This window comes from Geminicoccus flavidas (assembly GCF_009806515.1).
Lineage (GTDB): Bacteria > Pseudomonadota > Alphaproteobacteria > Geminicoccales > Geminicoccaceae > Geminicoccus > Geminicoccus flavidus.
On the sequence record NZ_WUJP01000087.1, the window covers coordinates 1 to 3,824 of the forward strand.

The following is a 3,824-nucleotide window of genomic DNA, read 5'->3' on the forward strand; positions in this document are numbered from 1 at the left end:
CAGAAGGCGAGGCCAAGGCCGTCCTGTTCCTGGTGTCCGACCTGGACGGCTGGAACGAACGAATGGAGCAGGCTGCGACCACCCTCTCGGCAGCGGGCTACGGCGTGATCGGCATCGACCTCGTCACCTGGCTCGGCAAGCTGGCCGCCGATCCCGCCGATACCGACTGCCACTACCTGGTGGGCGACCTCGAGGACGCCGGCAAGCGCTTGCAGCGGAGCTGGGGCAGCAAACGCTACCGGCAAGGGATCATCGTAGGCCTGGGTGCCGGCGGCACGGTCGCCGCGGCTGCCCTGGTCAACGCGCCACCGGCGACCCTGGCGGGTGCCGCGGCGCTAGACCGGGCGGAACGGGTGCGCTCCCGCCTGCCGTTCTGCCCGGCCGGCGCTGCCAGCGGCGACGCCACGGGCGGCTTTGCCTACCCACCACCCATCCAGCGCGACGGCTGGCTGGTGGACGTACGCTGGCAGGCAGCCAATCCGCCCCCCCTTTGGCCGCCCATGGCCAGTACCGCCCTGGTAACCCTGAGCCCCCGGAACGACCTCGGCACGGCGCTGGCAAGAACGATCGACGCCGGCCTCGGGCTCTGGGCACCGCCGGCCGACCAGGGGGTGCTGCTGGCCGACCTGCCCCTGGTCGAGCTCCCGGCAAGCGGGCCTGGCCACAGCTTCGCCCTCATCCTGTCCAGCGACGGCGGCTGGCGCGATCTGGACAAGAGCATTGCCGGCTATTTCGAGACGCACCGCCTGCCGGTGGTGGGCCTGGATTCCCTGCACTACTTCTGGACGGCGCGCCGGCCGGCCGAGGTGGCAGGTGACCTGGACCGGATCGTGCGCCACTATCGCCAGGAATGGGGCAAGGACTGGGTGGCCCTGGTCGGCTACAGCTTCGGCGCCGACGTGCTGCCGGCGGTCTGGCCGCTGCTGGCGCAGGAGACCCGGGCGGCGGTCACGCAGGTCAGCCTGCTGGCGCTGGGCGTGTCGGCGGAATTCGCGTTCCACCTAGCGGACTGGGTCGGCTGGGCCAGCCCCGGACGCCCGTCCGATCCCGCCCGACCTCGCCCGCATGGACAGGAGCCGCGTCCAGTGCTTTTTCGGCGCGGACGAGCCGGCCGACGAGACGGGCTGCCGCAGCGCCGAGGCCAAGGGCACAGAGCTGATCGAGCGTCCGGGCGGCCATCATTTCGACGGTGACTACGCGGCGATCGCGGCGACAATCCTGACCGGCCTCGGGCAGAGGAGTGGAGGAACTTGGTGAGCGCACCTCAGGTGGCGGAGGCGACGGGAAGCGGCGAGAGCCCGGCCGGCAGGGGCCGCGCCTGGGTCACGCACCTGAAGGTGCTGGCACCCTATGTGGTGGGTGCAGTCCTGTTCGTGGTGGCGATCGCCGTGCTGCACCGCATGGTTGGCTCGTTCCACTGGCGCGACGTCACCGAGGAGATCCAGCGGATCGGCTGGGACCGCGTCTTCCTGGCGCTGTTCTTCACCTTCTTCAGCTTCGTCATGCTGGTCGGCTACGAGATCTATGGGGTACGCTGGGCCGGCAAGAGGCTGCCGCTCCTCCATATCGCGACCGCCAGCTTCGTCACCCAATCGATCGCGCACTGCACGGGCTTCGCCCCCTTTGTCGGTGCGGGGGTGCGCTACCGCTTCTATGTCAGCCAGGGCCTGGGCGCGCTCGACGTCGCCAAGGTCCAGGCCTTCTTCACCTTCACCTTCTCCCTGGGCGTGGCCACCCTGTCCGGCCTCATCCTGGTGCTCTCGCCCGATACGCTGGGCCAGGCCACGCCGATCTCGACCACGCTCTGGTTCTCGCTGGGCTGCCTGCTGCTGGTCATCGTCGCCGCCTACATCTTCTGGGGCTGGCTGAAGCCTCGCAGCATCGAGGTTCGCGGCCACCGGATCCAGGCGCCTACGCCGGGCGTCACCATCATCCAGATCATCCTGGGCCTGCTCGACCTGGGTGCCGCCGCCACCGCCTTCTGGGTGCTGATGCCGCCCGAGCTCGGCCTGTCGCTGCCAGCCGCGATCACGGTCTTCACCGCCGCCATCATGGTGGGCGTGGTCAGCAGCGTGCCGGGCAGCCTCGGCGTGTTCGAGGGTGCCGTGCTGGTGCTGCTGCGTCCGGCCGACGACCTGATCGTGGGCGTGGTCGGCGGCCTGGTCCTGTTCCGGATCTGCTACTACCTGGTACCCTTGCTGCTGGGCGCCATGATCATGGGCGGGCTGGAAGTGGCGCGGATCCGGGGCTGGCTCGGCACGGTCGGCCAGATAACGCTCAAGGCGATCGGGCCGATGGCGCCAACCCTGTTCGCGATCCTGACCGGGATCGCCGGCGTGATCCTGCTCCTGTCGGTCGCCACGCCGGCCCAGGAGCCCCGGATGGATCTCCTGGGCGATTACCTGCCGCTCTTCGTGGTCGAGTTCGCCCATGTCTGGGCCAGCATGGTGGGTGCCGGGCTGCTGCTGGTGGCCCGCGGCCTGTATCGCCGGGTCAATGCCGCCTGGACGCTGGCAGCGCTGGGGCTGGCCACGGGCGCGCTCGCGACGCTGGCCAAGGGGCTCGACTACGAGGAGGCGATCTACCTGCTGCTCGTGCTGGTCCTGCTCCTGCCCTGCCGCTCGGACTTCTACCGCAAGAGCTCGCTCCTGGACGAGCGGCTGTCGCTGAGCTGGGTGGTGGCGATCGCGGCGGCGCTGGCGGCGATGGTCTGGATCCTGTTCTTCGCCTACCGCCATGTCGACTACAGCCACAGCCTGTGGTCGACCTATGCTCTCGAGGCGGCAGCATCCCGCTCGATGCGCGGCGTCACCATCGCCTTGCTGATCGCCGCGGGGCTGGGCCTGGCCCAGCTCCTGCGACCGCCGCCGGCCGCCCCCCATCCCGCGACCGCCGAGGAGCTGGATCGGGCACGGCCGATTGTGGCGAAGCACGGCTCGACTACTGCCATGCTGGTGTTCACCGGCGACAAGGCCCTGTTCTTCGACCGGACCGGCGAGGCGTTCCTGATGTACGCGGTCCAGGGCCGCTCCTGGGTGGTGATGGGCGAGCCCATCGGGCCCAAGGAGCGCTGGGCCGAGCTGCTTTGGGACTTCCACGCGCAGGTCGACCGCCATGGCGGCCGCACCGTGTTCTACCAGGTAGGCCCCGATGCCCTGCCCTGGCTGCTCGATCTGGGCCTGCGCCCGGTCAAGATCGGTGAGAATGCCCGGATCTCGCTGCCGGCCTTCGACCTGCAGGGCAAGCAGCGGGGCGAACTGCGCAACGTGCGCAACCGTGCCCCGCGCGCCGGCCTGAGCTTCGCCGTCCTGCCGCCGTCCGAGGTCCCGGCCCATCTGGAGGAGCTGGGCCGAGTGTCGTCGGCCTGGCTGGCCGAGCGCCGGACCCGGGAGAAGCGCTTCTCGCTCGGCCGCTTCGACGCGGCCTATCTCTCGACCTCGCCCTGCGCGGTGGTGCGCCGCAACGGCGAGATCGTTGCGTTCGCCAACATCTGGCGCTCGGGCGATGGCCAGGAGGTCGGCATCGACCTGATGCGCTTCCTGCCGGACGCACCGCCCGGCACCATGGACTACCTGATCGTGGAAACGATCCTGTGGGCCAAGGCGGAGGGCGCTGCCTGGTTCGACCTGGGCATGGCGCCGCTGGCGGGACTGCCTGAGCATCACCTGGCCTCGCCCTGGTCGAAGTTCGGGCGGATCGCGGCCCGCCATGGCGGCCGCCTCTACAATTTCCAGGGGCTGCGCGCCTTCAAGGCCAAGTTCCAGCCGACCTGGCGGCCGAGCTACCTCCTTTATCCCGGCATTTCGCTGGCGCGCGTGCTGCCC

The 3,824-nt window shown here is 70.1% G+C and carries 2 protein-coding genes and 1 pseudogene; all 3 read left to right on the forward strand.

Annotated elements, in window-relative coordinates; genetic code table 11:
* Positions 1–500 precede the first annotated feature (500 nt).
* Positions 501–971: pseudogene (locus EQG76_RS33250) on the forward strand (AcvB/VirJ family lysyl-phosphatidylglycerol hydrolase); the annotation flags it as partial.
* 94 nt (positions 972–1,065) lie between these two features.
* Positions 1,066–1,257, forward strand: a complete 192-nt coding sequence (locus EQG76_RS33255; RefSeq protein ID WP_407925494.1) for an AcvB/VirJ family lysyl-phosphatidylglycerol hydrolase — start codon at positions 1,066–1,068, stop codon at positions 1,255–1,257.
* Positions 1,254–3,824, forward strand: a 2,571-nt coding sequence (mprF, locus tag EQG76_RS02240) for a bifunctional lysylphosphatidylglycerol flippase/synthetase MprF (protein ID WP_159710223.1), incomplete at its 3' end; no start/stop codon positions are given. The genes EQG76_RS33255 and mprF, both read left to right, overlap by 4 nt.